Origin of the sequence: Dolichospermum sp. UHCC 0406, assembly GCF_009712025.1 — a bacterium.
In the GTDB taxonomy this organism is placed as follows: Bacteria; Cyanobacteriota; Cyanobacteriia; order Cyanobacteriales; family Nostocaceae; genus Dolichospermum; species Dolichospermum lemmermannii.
In genome coordinates, this window is the sequence record NZ_VILA01000010.1 from 179,111 (window position 1) to 196,361 (window position 17,251).

At 35.7% G+C, this 17,251-nt stretch carries 16 protein-coding genes and 1 other RNA gene; 9 read left to right on the forward strand and 8 right to left on the reverse strand.

The window, feature by feature from the left end; genetic code table 11:
- The first annotated feature begins 135 nt into the window (after nt 1-135).
- Complete coding sequence (locus tag FJR09_RS09575; protein WP_015079288.1) at nt 136-1,359, forward strand: ribulose bisphosphate carboxylase small subunit; 1,224 nt, start codon at nt 136-138, stop codon at nt 1,357-1,359.
- A gap of 61 nt (nt 1,360-1,420) precedes the next feature.
- Here the strand turns inward: FJR09_RS09575 and FJR09_RS09580 are convergent, their stop codons facing one another.
- Nucleotides 1,421-2,206, reverse strand: coding sequence for a glycoside hydrolase family protein (locus FJR09_RS09580; protein ID WP_168633977.1), 786 nt, complete (start codon nt 2,204-2,206; stop codon nt 1,421-1,423).
- A 345-nt stretch (nt 2,207-2,551) separates the two neighbouring features.
- Between FJR09_RS09580 and FJR09_RS09585 the strand changes: the two genes are divergently transcribed.
- From FJR09_RS09585 to queF, 5 genes are all read left to right on the forward strand, one after another.
- A complete protein-coding gene (locus FJR09_RS09585; RefSeq protein WP_015079290.1) occupies nt 2,552-2,818 on the forward strand; it encodes a YciI family protein in 267 nt (88 codons plus the stop codon).
- Nucleotides 2,819-2,855: 37 nt separating this feature from the next.
- An RNA gene (gene ffs, locus FJR09_RS09590) (signal recognition particle sRNA small type) lies at nt 2,856-2,952 on the forward strand.
- Nucleotides 2,953-2,977: 25 nt separating this feature from the next.
- Nucleotides 2,978-3,379: a phasin family protein gene (locus tag FJR09_RS09595; RefSeq protein ID WP_015079291.1), complete on the forward strand. Its 402-nt coding sequence runs from the start codon at nt 2,978-2,980 to the stop codon at nt 3,377-3,379.
- 156 nt (nt 3,380-3,535) lie between these two features.
- Nucleotides 3,536-3,958 (forward strand): hypothetical protein, encoded by a 423-nt coding sequence (locus tag FJR09_RS09600; RefSeq protein WP_015079292.1) that lies wholly within the window; start codon nt 3,536-3,538, stop codon nt 3,956-3,958.
- A gap of 169 nt (nt 3,959-4,127) precedes the next feature.
- Nucleotides 4,128-4,583 carry a preQ(1) synthase gene (gene queF, locus FJR09_RS09605; protein WP_015079293.1) on the forward strand — a complete coding sequence of 152 codons (456 nt, stop codon included), beginning with the start codon at nt 4,128-4,130 and terminating at the stop codon, nt 4,581-4,583.
- 48 nt (nt 4,584-4,631) lie between these two features.
- Here queF and FJR09_RS09610 read toward each other — a convergent pair whose 3' ends face one another.
- Nucleotides 4,632-5,705 (reverse strand): glycosyltransferase family 4 protein, encoded by a 1,074-nt coding sequence (locus FJR09_RS09610; protein WP_015079294.1) that lies wholly within the window; start codon nt 5,703-5,705, stop codon nt 4,632-4,634.
- 367 nt (nt 5,706-6,072) lie between these two features.
- Here FJR09_RS09610 and FJR09_RS09615 point away from each other — a divergent pair, with 367 nt between their 5' ends.
- Complete coding sequence (locus tag FJR09_RS09615; protein ID WP_217356961.1) at nt 6,073-6,801, forward strand: ABC transporter permease; 729 nt, start codon at nt 6,073-6,075, stop codon at nt 6,799-6,801.
- Nucleotides 6,802-6,808: 7 nt separating this feature from the next.
- Here FJR09_RS09615 and FJR09_RS09620 read toward each other — a convergent pair whose 3' ends face one another.
- The 4 genes from FJR09_RS09620 to FJR09_RS09635 form a co-directional block, all read right to left on the reverse strand.
- Nucleotides 6,809-7,780: a hypothetical protein gene (locus FJR09_RS09620; protein ID WP_168652476.1), complete on the reverse strand. Its 972-nt coding sequence runs from the start codon at nt 7,778-7,780 to the stop codon at nt 6,809-6,811.
- The gene (locus tag FJR09_RS09625; protein ID WP_168652477.1) at nt 7,777-9,228 is read right to left on the reverse strand and encodes an AAA family ATPase; all 1,452 of its coding nucleotides are present in this window, start codon (nt 9,226-9,228) and stop codon (nt 7,777-7,779) included. The genes FJR09_RS09620 and FJR09_RS09625 overlap by 4 nt, the downstream gene beginning before the upstream one ends.
- Before the next feature lie 111 nt (nt 9,229-9,339).
- Nucleotides 9,340-10,575 carry an LL-diaminopimelate aminotransferase gene (locus FJR09_RS09630; protein WP_168652478.1) on the reverse strand — a complete coding sequence of 412 codons (1,236 nt, stop codon included), beginning with the start codon at nt 10,573-10,575 and terminating at the stop codon, nt 9,340-9,342.
- 238 nt (nt 10,576-10,813) lie between these two features.
- On the reverse strand, nt 10,814-11,380 hold the full coding sequence (locus tag FJR09_RS09635; protein WP_168652479.1) for a thioredoxin family protein: 567 nt from the start codon (nt 11,378-11,380) through the stop codon (nt 10,814-10,816).
- 53 nt (nt 11,381-11,433) lie between these two features.
- Here FJR09_RS09635 and FJR09_RS09640 point away from each other — a divergent pair, with 53 nt between their 5' ends.
- Nucleotides 11,434-11,838 (forward strand): NIL domain-containing protein, encoded by a 405-nt coding sequence (locus FJR09_RS09640; RefSeq protein WP_015079300.1) that lies wholly within the window; start codon nt 11,434-11,436, stop codon nt 11,836-11,838.
- Between the two features lie 148 nt (nt 11,839-11,986).
- Nucleotides 11,987-12,946: a CHAD domain-containing protein gene (locus FJR09_RS09645; RefSeq protein WP_015079301.1), complete on the forward strand. Its 960-nt coding sequence runs from the start codon at nt 11,987-11,989 to the stop codon at nt 12,944-12,946.
- 529 nt (nt 12,947-13,475) lie between these two features.
- On the opposite strand, the gene FJR09_RS09650 is transcribed toward FJR09_RS09645, so the two are convergent.
- Nucleotides 13,476-15,884 (reverse strand): nucleotidyltransferase family protein, encoded by a 2,409-nt coding sequence (locus FJR09_RS09650; RefSeq protein ID WP_168652480.1) that lies wholly within the window; start codon nt 15,882-15,884, stop codon nt 13,476-13,478.
- Nucleotides 15,885-15,887: 3 nt separating this feature from the next.
- Nucleotides 15,888-17,207 carry a cupin-like domain-containing protein gene (locus tag FJR09_RS09655; protein WP_217356963.1) on the reverse strand — a complete coding sequence of 440 codons (1,320 nt, stop codon included), beginning with the start codon at nt 17,205-17,207 and terminating at the stop codon, nt 15,888-15,890.
- Between the last annotated feature and the right edge of the window lie 44 nt (nt 17,208-17,251).

Consider the following 17,251-nt stretch of genomic DNA (forward strand, 5'->3'; position numbering starts at 1 on the left):
GCCCCTACTAACAACTGACAACTGTACGGGCGAAGCATTTGGAGAACTATTTTTGGCAATGACCGATAATTTATCTTCCAAATGCTTCGCCCCTACTAACAACTGACAACTGACAACTAACCAGGGATACATTCTATGAGTTACTACATTGCGCCTAGTTTTCTTGATAAACTTGCAGTTCATATCACCAAAAATTTCTTAAATATTCCTGGGATTCGCGTTCCTTTAATTTTAGGAATTCATGGCCGCAAAGGTGAGGGAAAAACTTTTCAATGCGAGTTGGTTTTTGAGAAAATGGGTATCGAAGTCACCTTGATATCTGGAGGAGAATTAGAAAGTCCAGACGCGGGAGATCCTGCGCGGTTAATTCGGTTACGTTATCGGGAAACAGCAGAATTAATCAAGGTACGGGGGAAAATGTGCGTACTGATGATTAATGATTTAGATGCTGGTGCGGGACGTTTTGATGAAGGAACTCAATATACAGTAAATACTCAGTTGGTAAATGCCACATTGATGAATATTGCTGATAATCCCACAGATGTGCAATTACCGGGAAGTTATGATTCCAATCCTTTATGTCGTGTCCCGATTATTGTCACTGGAAATGATTTTTCTACTCTCTATGCACCATTAATTCGTGATGGGAGAATGGATAAATTTTACTGGGAACCAAACCGCGATGATAAGGTAGGAATTGTGGGAGGAATTTTTGCAGAAGATGGTCTTTCACAAAAAGAAATTGCACAATTTGTTGATACTTTCCCTCATCAATCTATTGACTTTTTTAGTGCTTTGCGTTCTCGGATTTATGATGAACAAATCCGTCATTTTATCCATAAAATTGGTTTTGAAAATGTCTCTTTGCGAGTTGTCAATAGTTTGGAGGGTCCACCAGCATTTAAAAAGCCAGATTTTACTTTATCGCATTTAATTGAGTCGGGTAAATTTATGGTTGGTGAACAAAAACGGGTGGAAACTTCTCATTTAGTGGATGAATATAATCGTTTAAATCGAGGTAAAGGTTATCAAGCAACTTCACCTATTGCGGAAGTTCCTGTGAGTAAACCTGCGATTAATCAACCTACTCATTTAAGTTTAGAAACTCAAGCACAAGTTCGACAAATTTTAGCTCAAGGTTATAAAATTGGTATTGAACACATTGATGAAAGACGTTTTCGCACAGGTTCTTGGCAAAGTTGCGGTTCTTTTCAAATTGATGCCCATTCCGATGCTATTTCTACCTTAGAAGCTTGTTTATCTGAATATAGCGGTGAATATGTGCGTTTGGTAGGAATTGATCCACAAGCAAAACGACGAGTAGTAGAGACAATTATTCAGCGTCCCAATGGTAATTAAATAGGATTCTTGTCATGTAAAGAGGTTTCGTTAAACCTCTTTGCAAGGATTGAATTATTAACTAAACAGGAGTTAAAAATAGTTTAGCTTCTGCTTGTCTTCTCCGTTTCAATCCTGCTTCTACATTGCTACCAGGATTTCTGTATTTTAGAAAAGTTTCTTCAATTTCATCCCACTTTTTATCTCTCAACACTCTAGTCATACTTTTGAAATTGGAACTACCGTAAAAGTTAGCACCCAAGTTATAACCAAAACTTAATAAAGCACCCTGTTGATTGGCGTTTAACTCATTCCAAACCGGAATTTTTTGCAGAGGTGGGAGATAGCTATTTTCCAACTGAAGCATCAATAAATCATCTGCTTCTTGTTGAGTGATACTTTCACCTAATCTCCAGTTACTACCATCTCTTTTTTTAGTAGTACCCCAACCAATGGTGATAGGTAAATTACCACTGAGAGGATCTCGATAAGCGTTTAAATCACAACCTTCAAATTCTTTGATGAGAGGAACACCCGGAAGTGGTAGTTTTCCAGTTATCCCACCAAAACCTTTTGTAGGGGTGTTTAAAGTTGGAGATGATATAGATGATGCTGCGCTTGTTGTTGCTTGTCCAAGAGCATTATTTAAAGCATTTTGAGTATTTTTTCCGACTACACCATCTGCTTCAAGCCCTTTTTGACTTTGAAATTGTTTAACGGCTTTGACAGTATTATTGCCAAAATCACCATCTATTATTCCTGGATCTAGATTGAGTGCTTTTAAGATTTCTTGTAGTTGTTGAACTTTTGGTCCTTTCGCACCTTTTTTAAGAGTTTCATTGCTATCTAGATTTAATTTGCTAGGCATGATTATATCCTGGTGACATTGATTTAATCAGTTTGGTAATTAGGAAAAAAGCCAATGCGAAATTTCCTGTTTACCTCTGGCAACAAGTAAATAATCCTCATACAATTAAATGTTCCTGCTCGATTTCCACAGTGCATTTCTTGTATATGAGTTTTTTATTTACTAGTTGTCTGTTTTCAGACTCATTTTATTCTTAACTTTTACTCACTAAGTATACAGGATAAATGTGTAATCTTAAATATTACATAAATCACAAAAATATATGAATTAGCGGGAATACGATAACAAATCATGATATTTTAGACTAAATGAAACATTGCTAATCTAAAAATCCCGATCTGAAATATGCCTTGGTTTGTTAAAATTGAAACTGGTAAGCTTGATAAACCCACCTTTGACCAATATGTACCCGCTCACAGAGCCTATGTTCAAGAGTTGATTACTAAAGGACACAAAGCTAAAACAGGTTATTGGGCGCAAAAGGGTGGTGGAATGATGTTATTTGAGGCGGCATCAATGGATGAAGCACAAGCAATAGTATTGGCTGATCCCTTGGTACAGAACGATTGTGTCAGCTACCAATTATTTGAATGGCGAATTGTTGTGGAATAGTACACAAATTTTGAATTTTAGTGTTATGATGATGGAAGACCTGGATCTATGCAACTTCAACGCCCAAATCTTGTCAGGACCGGAAGGTAGCAGCAATAAGGGATGCTTGTGGTAGGCGTAGTCTCCGGGTCGCCTTATTTGTAGGAGCTTTCAGCAGCAATGCCTGGTTTTGGAGATATTGTACAAAAAGCTTTTTATCTCGGCGTTGGGTTAGCTTCTTACGCTGGCGAAAAAGCTGGCGGAAAATTAGCCGAACTGCGATCGCAAGTCCAGAAATTAGCAGATGAAATGGTGGCTAAAGGCGAGATGAACACAGAAGAGGCTCGTCGCTTCGTTGAAGATATGATGAAGCAAGCTCAACAGCAACCAACTTCTGGACAAACGCCTGAAAAAACACCCCCTTCCGAACCTCGTCGGATAAATATCATAGATGATGACGAAGAGCCTAGTGTGAAAGAGGCGAAAAAAGAAAATAAAGAAAATGGCGATAACGTAGATCATCTCCGCGATCAAGTGCTAGAACTACAGGAAGAGTTAAAACGGCTGCAACGCAAACCGTAAAGATAAAATTTTCACCTTGGGTATCAGTAACTTTTAATTCTAGAAAAATGACGCTATACCCAAGATGGTTTTAGTTGCAATTACTAACCGTAGACTCTATAACTTTCAGTCAGACGGCGTTTAGCATCATGTTTTCAGCCTTTGAGAGTATAAGTTATGGAAGAGTGGCAAAAAGACTTAATAGACATGATCGAAACCGTGGCTGATGAAGTAGAGCAGTTCTTCCTCGGAGTGAATGACATGATAGACGCTTTTTTTGAGGTTACGGAACAGATTACTGAAGAAGTACAAAGCGCATTTGAGGCTGATATTGATACTTTAGCTACGTTGCACGAACAGTTTTTACAAGATTTAGCCGAACCAATTTTGGAGATTTACTGGGAACTGGAAGATATCACCGAAGATATAGATCCTGGTTTTCCATATCAAGTAGAAGCTACACTAGAAAAAAATGCTGCTTGTATTGGTTGTAGTAACTATCATGGCCAGGTTTATAGCGGTAATTTGTTAGTCTGTGCTATGCACCCTCATGGTTGGGATGATAAAAATTGTCCTGACTGGGAAAAAGAAATTGAGTAGACCTCTCCGAAAATGAATGTAAAGACGTTCTATAGAACGTCTCTACAAGGGTTTCAAACCACGCACAATTACCGGAGATGCCTAGTAAATAACTCATTAAGCTGGAGAGAAATGTTAAAAACTGTTAAGTTAATAATTGTGAATCTCTGCATTTCTTTTTACTAATATAATGAGTAACTTTGCACCTGAAACTGTATCTCCAGTAAGTCAAGAAATGAAATATGGTGAACGCGAAATTGCGGAAGGGAAATTAATTACATTTCCGAACCCCCGCATTGGGCGACGCTATGACGTTAATATTACTTTACCGGAATTTACTTGTAAATGTCCTTTTTCCGGTTATCCTGACTTTGCGACCATTTATATTACATACATTCCAGATGAAAGGGTAGTAGAGTTGAAGGCACTCAAGCTTTATATTAACAGCTACCGCGATCGCTATATCTCCCATGAAGAAACAGCCAATCAAATTTTAGATGATTTTGTCGCTGCTTGTGATCCTTTAGAAGTCACCGTGAAAACAGATTTTACCCCTCGTGGGAATGTGCATACAGTAGTTGAAGTTAGACATCAGAAAGGTGTTTATAGCAGGAGTCAGGAGTCAGGAGTCAGGAGTCAGGAGTAAGAAAGGCAGTTAGAAAGAAGTTCTCTGGGTGGGGAAACCCCACCCCTACTAACTCACTAAAGCAGTGCGAGAAAAACCATTTTGTCGCGCTAATTTTTCTGCAATTAGCTTTTGATAAACTGCTTCATAACCATCAGTCATTTGCTGAACACTAAAATGTTCTTCCACATATTGACGACAAGCGTAACGATTTAAACTCCTGACTTGATCAATAGCATTAATACATTCTTCGACATTATCACAGAGAAAACCTGTTTCCCCGTTAACAATCACTTCTGCTGTTGAACCCATTCGCATGGCAATTACAGGCGTACCTGATGCCATTGATTCTACCATGACTAAACCAAAAGGTTCTCGCCAAGTAATTGGGAATAAAGTTGCATAAGCACCACCCATAAGGGCATTTTTTTGGAGATGATTGGCTTCACCTAAATATTCAATTTGCTGACCATCAATATGCGGTTTAACTTTTTGTTCAAAATATTCCCAATCTACCAAATCTACTTTACCTGCAAGTTTTAACTTCCGTCCAGTTTTTTTAGCAATTTCAATTGCTAAATGTGGTCCTTTTTCTGGAGACATTCTGCCTAAAAAAGCTAAATAAGATGGTTCTGTTGGTTGAGGATAAAATTCATAACTACTAACATCAATGCCATTATAAACAGTGTCTACATAGTTTAATCCTAATCTGGGTTCTTTTTGAGAATTAGAGATACTAATATAAGGCTGTTTTCGACAATGTTTAAATATTTTTTCATTGTCTGGTGTGAAAATGCCATGTAAGGTATGCACCGTAGGAGTTGTTACCAGGTTTGCAGATGTTAATGTTGCGACTCCCATGTGGGAATGAATAATATCGAAATCTGCGGCTTTTTCATAGACTGATGCTATTTGTAGAAATTCATAAATACTTGAATCTCTGATAGTAGAATCTAGCCTTAAAGCGCGGGGATGAACTGATATTAATTTGGCTAAAGTTAAAGAATCTCCTGATGCAAATAATGTCACTTCGTGTCCTCGACGGACTAATTCATCAGTTAATAACCCCACTACCAATTCTATTCCACCATAAGCTGGTGGTGGTACTCTCTCCCACAGTGGAGCGATTTGAGCAATTTTCATTATCAATCTCCTAAAATATCCGATTTCTATTTCCAGTTATTTGAAAATAAATTGAATAGCTAACAGGAAATAGCTAAAAGTAAAAAAACCGCCCTTATTCATGATTGTACTACCAAATCTTATGCTTTATATTTGATATATTTTGTCTATCTGAGGTAATGTCAATGTCTGATCCTTAAGAAATAAATTAGACAAAATATAATTGTTATATTTTGGATTTTGAACTTGACTTAAAAGACAAAAATAAGTATAATATATAACGATAAATAAATAGTTGCATATATTAGGTAAAATGAATATATACAAACAAATAAATAAACCGCGTGTTTCCTGGCAGGCAGTTTTTGCACTAGTTATATTTGTGTTTATGTACCTACCTATTTTGGTACTGGCTTTTTATAGTTTTAATCAGTCACCTTACAGTGCGAAATGGCAAGGATTTACCTTAGAATGGTATGGAAAACTGTTTAATGACGAACGGATTTTATCCGGGTTATATAATAGTTTGTTGGTGGCTTTTTGTGCAGTAGGAGTTTCCGCAGTGTTCGGAACATTAATGGCTGTGGGGTTGGCACGTTATGACTTTCTTGGTAAGAAATTATATCAGGGAATTGCCTATTTACCCTTATTAATTCCTGATATTGCGATCGCTGTTTCGACACTAGTATGTTTAGCAGCTTTTGCTATTCCTTTGAGTATCTGGACTATTATCGCTGCCCATATTGTTTTTTGTCTATCCTATGTGGGTTTGGTGGTTTCTTCGCGCATGAATAATATCAATCCTCATTTAGAAGAAGCCGCTTTAGATTTAGGTGCAACCCCCATACAAGCCTTTATTTTAGTTTTATTACCTCAATTAATGCCGGGGATTATTTCTGGGTGTTTATTGGCTTTTGTCTTGAGTTTGGATGATTTTTTAATTGCTAGTTTTACTGCGGGAAGTGGGACTAATACCTTACCAATGGAAATATTTAGTCGCATTAGAACGGGACTTAAACCGGATATTAATGCTTTAAGTGTGATGTTAATTTCTATGACTGCTATTGTGGCTTTGATAGGGGAATTGATTAGAACTGCGGGGGAAAGGAGAGAATAGAGTGAAATTAATTCAAAGTAGAAAAATGTTTTAAAAATTGTATAAAAGCAGGAATATGATATTTAGCACAATTACTCTGTTCTGAGTAAAATTTAGCTATTTCCCCTAATAATTTATCCCTAAATACCTCCTCTGTATTAGTCCAATCAATTGGTGGTTTAATGTCTTCCCAATACTTCTCTTTAGTTGTTTTATCCTTAACTTTTTTAAGCATTAATAGGGCATAAATCAAATCATTTTTGCGTGCTTTATCTGGAGAATTTTCAAACTGTTCTTTCCAGGAATTACGTAACTTTTCTAAATCTGTACAATCTAATCCTGAGCAATGACTAATGCGATTAGAGACGGTTGATAAGTTATTGTTTAAATCATTGCTATTAATAATAGCATCTGCCATAGTAATATAAATATCTTCAAGAATAAGTTTTTGACTATTATACATAGGAACATTGATGTGATTATCAAAAACTTCTTGCAGTTCAGGTATGATAAAATATGCTTCTTTGTGAATTAATCCTGTTACCCAAATGCGATGATTTCTGGTATTTTCTTCATTAACTTGACCTTGCTGATAAAGATTTGAGAAAATTTCTTCTGTATTAGAGAAACCGTAATTATCAATATTTTGGGACTGTAAATCTAAATCAACTATAGCAAACAGCTTATCAGGATTTAAGTATGACTCTCTACTACCTTCTTCATGTAATTCTAAAAGCTTAAAATAAGTATCTATAACACCTGTTCTACCTTGACAATTAAAAAATTCTGGTTTGTATGTTTTCCATGTCTTTGGAATGCATTTTATATAAAAATCTGCATCTGGCATTTGCTTCATTTTTCCGTAATTTACTGTTGTTTCGTCACTTAAATTTAAAATACTACCTTGACCCTCGCACAAAACAACAATTCTCTGTCTAATGTTTGGATTTCCCAGAATTTCGTTACAATGTTGCATTAGTTTTTTTTGATAAGTATTCATAGTGGAATATTATTATCTGATTTGATAAGTTTTGGTTCTAGTTCCCTGACATGAGCCGGTGTAAGCGCTCGACATAATTGATAAGAATGAGTTGCTAGAATATATTGATTATTAGGAGACCATTCTTCTAAATCTCTAATTATTTCATATTGCCAATCTGGATGAAATCCTATTTCAATTTCATCCATGAGAACAATAGCATTTTTAATTTTACTATACTTTATCCATAGGTAAATACTCAATCTCTTTAATTCACCATGACTTAAATCTTCAGGAGAAAGTTCAATATTTCCATCATTTGTATCTAACTTGAAGGTGATTTTAGAGAAATCTGTAGAGATATTCACTTTTTTATTGGCTAACAATAAATTCAAATCATCTAATAATGCTTTATATCGCTTACCATACTCACCTTCAGTTTCTATAGCAGTTTTAGAATCTTCTTCAAGAGCATTTGTGAATACTTTAATCAATAAGTCTACTGGAGCAAAATCATAAGTAAAAAATCCTGGTAGTTTTAATTTAGATAATTTTAAATCTGAATTATAATCTCTATCACTATTTTGTTGAAATAATAGTCTTCTGGATGTTTGAGAAGTAAATAGAAAAACTTGACTAATAGGAGCAGCTAAGAATACTTTATTTGATATTTCATCTAACCAGGCTTCTGCTTTATTTATATCTAAATTATCACCAATTTGGCATAATACAAATTCATTTTTTTCGGTATCAATTCCTGAAGAATAATTACATATATATACAATATTTTTTTCATGCAAATATGTGGATATTTTTTGCAATACAATATCTATTTTTTCTTTCTCTTGGTAATATTCATTAAGATTTATGTTATATATATCAAGCATTTCTTCAACTTCTTCTTTGAGTTCTTCAATTGATGGCAATGGTCTCCTCAACTTATTGATCCTTTTTAAACCATTCAGTAAGTCAATTAGTCGGATGTCACTTTGTATTTCTTGATAAGTTTCTATTTTATTAATTGCTTTTTCTATTTGTTCAATATCTTGTTCTATTTTATAAATCTTCTTGTTAATATTCTCTAGTTCTTGAAAATTAGATAATTTCCAGTCTTCATTATTTTTACATTCAGTATCCTGGTTTAAGATATTTTCAATATAAGTATTATGACAAACCAGAAATTTAATTTCAACTTCTTTTTCACCATCCCAAACCTTGATAATAGCTAATACTCTATCACTAGAATCATCATTAAGTGTAAATCCATGTAGTAGATTCTTTATAAAAACTTTTCTTTCTGGATTTGTGCAGCAATGTAATAACACAAAAACTAATTGTAAAAGTGTACTTTTGCCACCTCCATTGAGACTTCCTAAAGGAAAGATATTAGGGACAAACCTTCTATCAAACTTAATATCAACATCTTTCAAAACGCGGAAATCGGGTACTTGAACTTGTAGTAACTTCATGTGAATTTTCTTCCTTGAGAAATATTACATATTTGAATTATACCGTTAACACTGAATCACGGCTAACTTAATCATAATTTATTTAGGGTGGGCATTACCCACCACCATATTCTACACCTTAAACTTAGCGGTAATCCGTTTCATGGCTTCTTCCACATTTACCCGACTATTAAACGCAGAAATACGGAAATAACCCTCACCCGCAGCACCGAAACCAGAACCGGGAGTTCCCACAACATTCACGGTTTCTAATAACTTATCGAAAAATTCCCAACTGGATAAACCATGAGGAGTTTGCACCCATACATAAGGTGCATTTACGCCACCATAAACTTTTAAACCTGCGTTTGTGAGTTCTTCACGGATGATTTTGGCATTGTCTAAATAGAAGTTTACCAAAGCTTTGATTTGTGCTTGTCCTGCTTCTGAATAAACTGCTTCTGCACCCCGTTGAATAATGTAGGAAACGCCATTAAATTTGGTAGATTGACGACGATTCCAGAGTTTCCAAAGTTCGACATTAGAACCGTCAGCGGCTTTAGCTGTGAGGGTTTTGGGAACAACAGTTAAAGCGCAACGAGTTCCGGTAAAACCAGCATTTTTAGAGAAAGAACGAAATTCAATTGCACAATCTCTCGCACCTTCTATTTCAAAAATAGAATGAGGTAAGGTAGGATCTGTAATAAATGCTTCGTAAGCAGCATCAAAAAAGATAATTGAACCGTTAGCTTTGGCATAATTTACCCATGCTTGCAAATGTTCTTTCGTAGCAGTTGCACCTGTGGGATTATTAGGAAAGCAAAGATAAATTAAATCAACTTTTTGGCTAGGAATTTCGGCTGTAAAGTTGTTTTCAGCAGTAACAGGTAAATAAACTAAACCACCATATTCGCCTTTTTCATTCACGTCTCCCGTATTACCCGCCATAACGTTAGTATCTACGTAAACCGGATATACGGGGTCTGTAACGGCGATAATATTATTTTTGCCAAAAATATCGAGAATGTTGCCGGAATCGCACTTAGAACCGTCGGAAATAAAGATTTCATCGGCTTCTATGGCTGCTCCCCGTGCCTGGAAGTCGTGGGTGGCGATTTTCTCCCTTAACCAATTATAACCTTGTTCTGGACCATATCCTTTGAAAGATGAGCGATCGCCCATATCTTCTACAGCTTTAATCATGGCTGTGCGACAAGCTTCTGGTAAGGGTTCGGTGACATCACCAATCCCCAGACGGATAATTTTAGCATCAGGGTTAGCTTGGGCAAAGGCATTTACCCGACGCGCAATTTCTGGAAACAGATAACCAGCTTTGAGTTTCAGGTAGTTGTCGTTAATTGTAGCCATAGTAAATTTTGAGAAAAAAGACAATCATACACTATCTTACTTTGAAGATAGCAAGTCTGAATCAGGATTTATAGGATTAGAGGATTTACAGGATTTGTAATTGGAAATTAATCAATCATATTAATATGATCTGATCATAAATAATAATTAAAAAACTTCATCCTGGACATCCTTAAATCTTGAAAATCCTGATTCTGACAAATAATAAATTAATAACTTTTTACCAATCCCCAATCATCTAATTTACAACTTGGCTACCATGACTGCGAGGATCATCTTGATTTCCATCTGTGGCGACTGAGGCGGAAAATTGCGAAGTTTTACCATTACCTTGAATATGGGGAAGGGTAGAACCAGTAATTAAAGCTTCTAAATTACTAGCCATAATGGTGCGGGGAATATCACCAATGGTTTCAGCGATGGTTTCTCCTTGTTTACCCAAAAATACAAAGTGGGGAATGCCATCTACTCGATATTTGAGCATTTCTGGCAACCATTTGGTATTATCAACATTCAACATCACAAAATTCAGGTTGTTATTGTACTTTTCTCGGAGTTTGGCCATGTCGGGTGTCATCTTCTGGCAAACTGTACACCAATCGGCATAAAACTCGACTAGAGAAGGTTTTCCGTTGCTGAGGGCTACTTCTAAGGGAATAGCAGTTTTACCCAATTCCGCCAGGGAAACTGAGGTAGAATCAGTTTTAAGTCCCAGGAAGAGGGCAACTCCCAAAGCGATCGCTACAATGGCAATTAAGAAGTTTTTGATGCGGTTACTAGAATTTGCAGGGGCTTGGGTACTCATAATCAATTTATTAAGACTTATTAACTTAGTTCATCTTACTGTTTTCTCACATAATGAAAAAAAGAGTTACCCTGACTTTTCCCAAACGGGCGATTCAAATGCCTGTTACCTACCGACTAGCAAAGGATTTTAATGTCGCTGCGAATATTATTCGCGCCCAAGTTGCCCCGAATCAAATTGGTAAACTGGTAGTAGAATTATTGGGAGACATTGATCAGTTAGATGCAGCAATTGAATGGATGCGATCGCAACATATTCATGTTTCCCTGGGTTTAGGTGAAATTATCATTGATGAGGATGTATGCGTTCACTGTGGTTTATGTACGGGGGTTTGTCCAACTGAAGCCTTGGCTATTAATCCAGAGACATATAAACTCACCTTTGTGCGATCGCGCTGTATTGTTTGCGAACAATGTATTCCTACTTGTCCGGTACAAGCTATTTCCACTAATCTTTAGATATTATGAGCAATTCTATTTGATTTGTGTATCCCTTACGGGAAATGGAGGTAACGAACCACAGAGACGCAGAGAGCGCAGAGGAAGAGAGGGAAGAGAAATACCTGTATCTTATTTGGGATTGCTATATTGCTAATTTTTTTTATTTATGAAAATTCCTTCAGAAACATCTATCAAAACTCTTGGTGAAACTGCACATCAAGCCATTGAAAACCATTTTGAAAAAACCATAAAATGGGAAAAAGCAGTTAAAAAAGACGAAGATCCAGAACCACTCCACCAAATGCGTGTGGGAATGCGGCGCTTACGAACTGCTGTTAGTAGATTCGAGAGATATTTATTTTTACCAAAATTAGTTAGTGATAAAAATATTGGTAAACTTGCTAGAATTTTGGGTGGTCTCAGAGATTTAGATGTGCTTGCAGAAATTCTGGAAAAGAATTACAAACCGCATTTACTTGAAAAAGAACAAAAATCTCTAGAAACCGCTTTTAAGGAATTGCATAAACAACGAGAAATTGCCGTTTCTCATGTGCAGAATATATTTCAAGATGAAGTTTATAAATCTTTTAAAAATGAATGTGAACATTGGTTAAAAAATCCCAGTTATCAAAGTTTTTCATCAGTACCAATTTATCATGTGTTACCAGATTTACTCTCACCAGAAGTTAGTGAATTTTGCTTACATCCAGGATGGTTAATTGGGACTAAAATTGTTAAATCAGAAATAGTAGTGCAAACAAAATGGACACCCAAGCAATTAGAAGAACATCTGAAAATAGAAGGTAAAACTTTGCATAGTTTACGGAAACAAGCCAAAGGTCTCCGCTACCAAATGGAGTTATTTACTGAATTATATGGTGAGTCTTTTACCGCACATCTTCATGATATTAAAAGCATCCAAGAAATCTTGGGAATGATGCAAGATAATATGGTTTTACATGAATGGTTAGAAAATATATTCAAATCAGAACTGGATACTCAATTACGTGGGTTAACGACCCTATTAGCCGCAAATCGTTATCAATTATGGCAAGAATGGCAACCACTTCAACAACGTTATTTGCAAGCAGATACTAGACATAATTTGCATTTGGTGGTATTATAACCGATGTTGGAAAATCTTAAACAAGAAGAAAGAGATTAATTCATGGTATGTTTAAATATATAATAATCGGCATTCCGCACTTCAAAATGTCACATACAGCGGTTTCCGCTCTTATGAGGTACAAAGTTGAATCATGAAACTCTTGTAGTGCGGGCATCTTGCCCGCTAGATATGTACCTCATAACACCGGGAAGTGCTGTATTTATGCTTCAAAAATGTCATCAAATTAGATAGTTTTATTAAGTATTAATCCTGATTTTTCCTGGTGGTAATGCGATCGCGAAGCGCGACCTAGGAATCGCTATCTGACCATTATTAGCCCGATATTGGTAATCTTGATGTATACTCAAAACGGCTTGATTGTTTGATTCTAAACGTAGGGGTTTAGCAGTGCTAAACCCCTACACATCTGGGTTCTTTATCATTTGGCAAAAGTTTAAATCTCACCCGTGTTTAGTATATTACAAAATGAAGTGCGGAATGTGGGTTTTAAAGCCAAGCTTGAGATAATATCCTGAATACAGAGGATCTAAATTTGCTTCAACTTTATAATAAAATCTCTAATGGCTATAAGGATAGGTATGAAGCTCTTATTGATGATGAATCCGACAGAATAACGGAATTTATCCTGTGGGCGTTCCATCATTCTGAAACCGTAGCTAAATTTTGAACTAGCTTCAAAAATCAAACTGTCATAAAAGAGTCCCTGGCGCACTTGCATAGCCAATAATTTACTTGTTGGATTTGCCTCAATGCTTTGATGAATGGGTTCTGGTAGATCAATACCTAAAAGTTGTTGTGCAAGCAATAGACCCATCAAAAGCATTCGTTCACAACCGAGGGTTTTTGCTTGCTCGATTAGGAGTTTCCACTCCATCTGCTGATAGACTAGAACAAACTCAGCAACATCACAGATCCATCCCAGTCTTTCCCAGCCATGTTTGGAACCATGTACACAGAGAATTAACAACAAATCTTCGGGATGCAAGTTAGGTACTTCTGTGCCAAAAAGAGAAATTGGCTCAAGACGCTTCCATAGATATTCAAAATCAAGTTGAAATAGGAAAAAGCTTTTGCTGGTAATACTTTTGTGAAGATCAATGTGGACTCGATTATCGATGCTGTTGAGGGGATACTCGTGGGCATTGTATTCAATATAGAGTTTGTATAGCGCAAGTCTCCTTAGCCCTGTTTGTATTAATGATGTTTTGGATGTTTGGTATCCCTGAGCAGTAAGGAGGTCAATCGCTGTCAGAAAATCTTTGCTGTCAACCCAAATATCTAAATCGCTGAATTGTCGTAGAGCCAAATTACCATAAATTGCAGCCGTTAGAACAGGTCCTTTAAAAGGAATAGCAGGGATATCATTATCTTGAAATAGTTTAAGAATTTTGAGAAGTTCTTGGGTAAGGAAAAGGTTGTGAGCCGCGTTGGTATGAAAGAAATTGCGGAGTTCGGACAGAACGGGTTTGGGGACGGCTTCTGGACAGAGGGTTTTAAGGTTTTGATAGAGGAGAGGGAGAACACTATGACGAGCTGCGGTTTGGAGAAGGTATGTCCAGTCGATGCTTTGCTGAACTAGGTTTTGGATTTGTTGGCTGATTTCGGAAGAGAGTTGAGTTCTGGCACAGCAAAGCAGTAACTCGATTTCGGGCTGATTATCATCAAAAACTTTTACTTTTGTTCGGTTAAAATTGGTTATTTTTCGCTGAATACGCTTACTTTTTTTCCAAATTGGCAATATTTTCACGAGCAAATTTACAGGAAATTTTTTTTGTTTTGTCGTTACTACAGGGGGTGGGACTACTGATTCTACCCATTCTCGATACCAAGATTTTGTTTCTGTATGAATAGGTAAATCAACACGATTCCAGCTATAAAATCCTTCTTTGGTTTCTAAAAAGATGCCATCTTTAAAACTTCCCGCAAAACCCTTATTGACATATTTAAAAGGTGATTCAGATACAGATTTTCCTTTTTGTATTTGTTTTTTTAACCAATATCTATGGATAATGGCCGAAAAACTACTGCCTGGAGTACCGATAAAATCTTTAGCATTGTGCATCACCATATTACAAATAAGTCCTAGAGTTACTTCATCAGTAAAAGGTAAAGTTTTAAAATAATCAGCAAATTCTCTAATAATAAATTCATCTAAAAATAAATGATTTTTGTATTCTGTTATTATAGACATAAAAAAATCTTTATTTTCTGATTCATCTGTGAGGATCACTAATAATTCATTATTGGAAAAGTTAGCTCGAAGAGTTGTTAAAATTTCTTCTCTATAAGTTTCTTCATTTTGAGGTAAAAATTTTCTAAAATCAGTAAGACGAAGAGCAATACCATTAAATTCACCTAATGATTGAGATATTTTATCAGCTAATTCTTTATATACTTCTTTAAAACGAATCTGGTCTATAACAGAATAAAAAGAATCTGGTGGTGTGTAAAAAAATCGAGAATAAAATCCTAAATTACATTCCTTAAAATGTAAAACATCTTCTTCAACATCTTTAAATATTTGTCTCCCTTCAGCAAATTCATCTAATTTATTAGGATCTGATTCAATACGAGAAGGAACAAAAACAGTATTTATTAATCTTAAATCACTGTTATGATAAGCCAATTTTGGTGATTCAATATTTTCTCGAAAACTCTTATAATCAATTGTTTCAACAGGAAGTTCTTCTAAAAGATCTAATATAGTTGGAATTCTTTGATTATTAATAATATCCCGTCTCATCGCAGGGACATAATGACCATTTCCGCCTCGAATATGTATCAACTGTTTGTCATCTCCAACTGTTCCATAATAGATGAGCTTTCTGTTAGTCAGATAGGCAATACCTACAGCTAACTCTATAGACATCAATTCGTTATTTAGTCCAGCTTCATAATCTTTGTAAAGAAGATATTTAGAGTCATCTTGATTCATATTTTAAAACCTAAAATTAGTAAAAGAGAGAGAGACACTAACATCTAAAGACTTTACTTGATGCCACCAACCAGTTGGAACAAAAATAATTTCTCCTGGTTCTAAGACCACTTCTATAATCTTTACTTCTTCAAAAAGAGGATGTTTATTATAGTCTGGTTTTTCACAGTCAACTTCACTAAAAACCCCAACATTATTGTATAAAAAAGGAGTATAAATAGGCGGAATAATTTGCCATTTTTTACGTCCATATATCTGTGCCATCATCAGATTAGACCGGTCATAATGTAAAGGGGTGATAGTACCAGCCGAACCAAACCAAAAAAAGACGTTGCCAGAACTTTTAGACTGATCTAGATATTCAGGAGGCATGACAATATCTTCTAATAATCTTCCTAGTTGAGTGGTTTCCAGATTTCTATTGTTAGCCACCATATAGTAGTCGTTATTTTCTCCTTGATTAACTACCATATCGACATAATCTCCAAATTGGATTTTTGTTTTATGGTTTTCTATATTAATTTCATATTTATCATCTGAATTTCTATTAGCCATTATTTCAACCTCTGTCTCTCCATAATGGGCTTTTAAATAATTCGGAGTCCACAAAGATAAGGCAGTCCATTGATTTATCATATTGGTGATAATCACGGGTTTACTTTTAGCATAATAGTCTGCATAAAACTCTTCGCCCGAAAGATTATCTCTTCTATCTATCTCGATGGATTTATTTTTAAAACGCTGAAAAATATTACTCTCTGAGAATTTTTTAGGAGTGGTAATAGAAGACTCTGGAAAAGTAGCAATATTAGAGGATTGAGATGTTCCTACGGTCGCATATTCTGGTTGTTTAACTGTGCTGGATTTCCCTAAGATTGCGACTTCATAGGATTGTTTAATTTTATCGAGAAACTCTGGCGGAATTTTCCCTATCCATTTACTGACAATTTGACCATTTTCTATTAATGCGGCTGTAGGAAAAGCATCTGCCATGTATCGAAATAGCAACTTATCCATTGAAATAACAGGAAATCGCGCTCTTTGTTCCATTTTAAAGGTTTCTATTTCTTCATCATTTATTGATAAAATTCCCAACACTTGGGGCAAACTTTTCTGTGTTTGCATCATATTGAGAAAAGGAACCAATCGCTTACAGTAGCCACAGGTTTGACTGAAAAAGACAATAAAATAAGAACCTTTTTGTAAATCATAGGGGCTATTTTTTAACCAGCCTTTTTTCCAACGATTTCCTTCTTTGAGGCGATTAAAGTCAAAAATGGGTTGCTTTTGAGAATGCCAACCCAGAATACTGGCATCTACCATAACTGTTAATGCCAGTATCCATTGCCAAGTTTGTGTTTGATGAT